This is a genomic window from Streptomyces sp. NWU339, assembly GCF_003143855.1.
Lineage (GTDB): Bacteria > Actinomycetota > Actinomycetes > Streptomycetales > Streptomycetaceae > Streptomyces.
In genome coordinates this window covers 1-3527 of the sequence record NZ_QFRK01000159.1, presented here as the reverse complement: position 1 = coordinate 3527, position 3527 = coordinate 1, and the positions used below count along the sequence as shown (strand labels likewise).

Below are 3527 nucleotides of genomic sequence, written 5' to 3'. Positions count from 1 at the left end.
GGTGTGAACGATGTCCGCCTGGCCGGCCTGGCGGTTGCGCGCGCCGACTGGCGGCGCCGCAAGGGGCATCCGGAGGCGGCCGGTGTGCAGGTCGATCAGGAGGGCCATGGCCGCGAGGACGTCGKCGGGGGCGCCGATCTGTCGCGCACGGTGGGCTGGTTCACCAGCCTGTATCCGGCGCGGCTGGAGCCGGGCGTGGCCGACTGGAGCGAGGTCTGGGCCGGCGGTGCGGAGGCCGGGCGGGCGCTGAAGCGGGTCAAGGAGCAGTTGCGTGCCCTGCCCGACAGCGGGATCGGCTACGGTCTGCTGCGCTATCTCAACCCGGACACCGCGCCCCGGCTGGCGGCGCTGCCGGCCCCGCAGATCGGTTTCAACTACCTCGGCCGCCTCGCCTCCGGCACCGACACCGACTGGGCAGCGCAGAGCGCATCCGGCGGCGGGGACGAGAACATGCCGCTCGTCCACGCCATCGACGTCGATGCGCTGACCCTGGACTCCCACGACGGCGCGCACCTGCACGCAACCTGGAGCTGGCCGGACGGGCTGCTCACCGAGGAGGACGTGCGGGACCTCGCCGAGACCTGGTTCCGCGCCCTGGACGCCCTCGCCGCCCATGCCGAACGGCCGGGAGCCGGCGGACACACCCCCTCCGATCTCACCCTGGTCTCCCTCACCCAGGACGAGATCGACACCCTGGAGGGGTCCTGTCCTCAGCTCACCGACGTCCTGCCGCTCTCACCGATGCAGGAAGGGCTGCTGTTCCACGCCCTGTTCGACCAGGACGCCGCGGACGTCTACACCGTGCAGCTCTTCCTCGGCATGGACGGTGCGCTCGACGTACGGGCGCTGCGCGCCGCGGCCCAGGCCTTGCTGCGCAGGCACCCCAACCTCCGCTCCGGAATCCGGCATGAGCAGGTCGGCACCCCCGTCCAGGCCGTCCACCACGAGGTAGAGCTGCCCTGGGAGACCCATGACCTGCGCGGACTCGGTCCCGACGAGCAGACCGCGGAGCTCGCCCGGATCGCGGCGGAGGAACGGGGACGCGGATTCGACCTGGCGACACCGCCCCTGCTGCGCTTCGTCCTCGTACAGCTCGCGGACGACCACAGCCGACTGATCCTGACGTACCATCACATCCTGCTCGACGGCTGGTCGATGCCCCTGCTCGCCCAGGAGCTGTTCACGCTCTACGCGCGTGGCGGCGACGACGCCGGACTGCCCCGGACCACCCCCTACCGCGACTACCTGACCTGGCTCGCGGCACAGGACCGGCAAGTAGCCGAGGAAGCGTGGCGGCAGGCGCTCGCGGGCATCGAGGAGCCCACCCTGCTGGCCCCGACGAGCACCGGCGCCGCCACCCTGCCCCCGGAACGGGTCACCCTCGAGCTCTCGCCGGAGCTGACCGCCGCGCTGACCGAGCGGGCCCGTCGGCTCGGACTGACCATGAACACGCTGGTCCAGGGCGCCTGGGCGGTGCTGCTCGGCCGGCTCACCGGAGCCGAGGACGTCGTCTTCGGCGCTACCGTCTCCGGGCGGCCGGGCGAGATAGCCGGCGTCGAGTCGATGGTCGGCCTGTTCATCAACACGCTGCCGGTACGCGTGACGCTGCGTGCGGAGGAGAACTGGGCGCAGCTGCTGGTCCGCCTCCAGGAACAGCAGTCGTCGCTGATGGAGCACCAGTACGTCGGGCTGCACGACATCCAGCGCCTGGCCGGGGTCGGGGAGCTGTTCGACACCCTGACCGTCTTCGAGAACTATCCCCTGGACCCGGCGCTGCTGGACGTCGCGGGAACCGGGATCCGGGTCACCGAGGCCGACGCGGAAGACGCCACGCACTACCCGCTCACCCTCGTCGCGGTGCCGGGCCCCCGGCTCGGCCTGCGCCTGGGCTACCGGCCCGAGTTGTTCACCGCCGACACCGTGGAGTCCATCGGCGCCCGCCTGGGCCGCCTGCTGGACGCCATCGCCACGGACCCCGAGCAGCTGGTCGCGGCCGTCGACACCCTGGACGCCGCGGAGCGCGAGCGGACCCTGGTCACCTGGAACGCCACCGAGCACGAGGTCCCGCCCGCCACGCTCACCGAACTGCTCGAGGCCCAGGCGGCCGGCACCCCGCAGGCCACCGCCGTGGTCTTCGAGGGCGAGACGCTGACGTACGCGGAACTCAACGCCCGCGCCAACCGCCTGGCGCGGCTGCTGGTCGAGCGGGGAGCGGGCCCGGAAGGATTCGTCGCCCTCGCTCTCCCACGGTCCCTCGACCTCATCGTCGCCCTGCTGGCCGTGCTGAAGGCGGGTGCAGCGTATGTGCCGGTCGACCCCGACTACCCCGCCGAGCGCATCCGGTACATCCTCGCCAACACCGGTTCCGCGATGCTGCTCACCACCACGGACGTCGTTCCCGCGCTGCCGGCCGACGACCCCACCCCGCGCCTGCTGCTGGACACCGCGGACACCCGGGCGGCACTGTCGCGTCACGCCGACCACGACCTCACCGACGCCGACCGCACCGCCCCGCTGCGGCCGCAGCATCCCGCGTATGTGATCTACACCTCGGGCTCCACGGGCAAGCCCAAGGGCGTGCTGGTCCCGCACCAAGGAATTGTCAACCGGCTGCTGTGGATGCAGGCACGGTACGGGCTGGACGCCTCCGACCGGGTACTGCAGAAGACCCCCTCCGGCTTCGACGTCTCCGTGTGGGAGTTCTTCTGGCCGCTCATGGTGGGCGCCCGGCTCGTGGTCGCACGGCCCGAAGGCCACAAGGACCCGGCATATCTCGCCCGGCTGATCCGCGACGAAGGCGTCACCACGCTGCACTTCGTCCCCTCCATGCTCCAGGTCTTCCTCACCGAGCCCACCGTCGCACAGTGCACCGGGCTGCGCCGCGTCATCTGCAGCGGCGAGGCCCTGCCCGGGGAAGTGCGCGCACAGTTCTACGAGACGCTGGACGTACCCCTGCACAACCTGTACGGACCCACGGAGGCGTCCGTGGACGTCACCTCGTGGGAGTGCTCGGCCCAGGACCCGGACGGGCCGGTACCGATCGGCGCTCCCGTGTGGAACACCCAGGTGTATGTGCTCGACTCGGGGCTGCGACCGGTGCCCGTCGGAGTCGCCGGCGAGCTGTACCTGGCCGGTGTGCAACTGGCTCGTGGGTATCTGCGTCGTCCGGGTTTGACGGCGGAGCGGTTTGTGGCGGATCCGTTCGGTGGTGCGGGCGGCCGGATGTATCGCACGGGTGATGTGGTGCGGTGGCGTGCGGACGGGGCGATCGAGTATGTCGGTCGTGCGGATGAGCAGGTGAAGGTCCGGGGTTTCCGGATCGAGCTGGGGGAGATCGAGGCGGTGCTGGCGCGGCATCCGCGGGTGCGGCATGCGGCGGTGATCGCCCGGGAGGACCGGGCGGGTGTGAAGCAGTTGGTGGCGTATGTCGTGGTCGACGGTGCGGCGGATGCCCCGGAGGGCGGGGAGCTGCGGAGGCACGTGGGTGCGGAGTTGCCGGAGTACATGGTGCCGGTGGCGTTCGTGGT

Annotated in this window: 1 protein-coding gene; it reads left to right on the top strand. The window is 71.5% G+C overall.

Annotated elements, in window-relative coordinates:
* Positions 1-3527 (top strand): amino acid adenylation domain-containing protein (locus DIZ27_RS44845; protein ID WP_146229165.1); only part of this gene is annotated, 3527 nt, incomplete at both ends.